Source organism: Prescottella defluvii, assembly GCF_000738775.1.
In the GTDB taxonomy this organism is placed as follows: domain Bacteria; phylum Actinomycetota; class Actinomycetes; order Mycobacteriales; family Mycobacteriaceae; genus Prescottella; species Prescottella defluvii.
Genome location: NZ_JPOC01000059.1, coordinates 1 through 698, shown reverse-complemented (window position 1 = coordinate 698; position 698 = coordinate 1). Strand labels below are relative to the sequence as shown.

Annotated in this window: 2 pseudogenes; both read left to right on the top strand. The window is 68.5% G+C overall.

Going from position 1 to position 698, the window contains the following annotated elements:
• Positions 1-170 (top strand): annotated as a pseudogene (locus IJ15_RS26760) (hypothetical protein); the annotation flags it as partial.
• Positions 167-698, top strand: a pseudogene (locus tag IJ15_RS24920) (2Fe-2S iron-sulfur cluster-binding protein); the annotation flags it as partial. The pseudogenes IJ15_RS26760 and IJ15_RS24920, both read left to right, overlap by 4 nt.

Here is a 698-nt window from a genome sequence, read left to right as displayed (position 1 = left end):
GCGCGCTCGGCGACGGCGCGACCAGTCCGATCATGTCGTCGCTGCAGTACTTCCGCGCCGAGTACCTCGCCCACCTCGAGCACCGCGGCTGCCCGTTCGATCCGGACGCGGCCGCCCTCGTCTCCCGGGTTTCCCGGGCTTCCATGGGAGCGGAAAGGGGGAGGGCATGACCGTCAACCTCAACGTCGACGCGTCCGGGCAGCCCGTCCCGTCGGACCGGGTGACCTTCACGATCGACGGAGTCGAGGTCACGGTCCCGAAGGGGACTCTGGTGATCCGCTCGAACCGGTGGGTGCGTGCCGGCAGTGCCTGGTCGACGTGGAGGGGCAGCGCAAACCGCTCGCGTCGTGCACCACCGTCGCGACCGACGGCATGGTGGTCCGCACCCAGGTCACGTCCGAGGTCGCCGACAAGGCGCAGCGGGGCGTGATGGAGCTGCTGCTGATCAACCATCCACTGGACTGCCCGGTGTGCGACAAGGGCGGCGAGTGCCCGCTGCAGAACCAGGCGATGTCCAGCGGTCGGGCGGAGTCCCGGTTCGGTGGCGTCAAACGCACCTTCCCCAAACCGATTCCACTGTCCACCGAGGTGCTCCTGGATCGTGAGCGTTGTGTGCTCTGTGCGCGGTGTACCCGGTTCTCGCGGCAGATCGCGGGCGACCCGATGATCGAATTCCTCGAACGCGGCGCGTTGCAGCA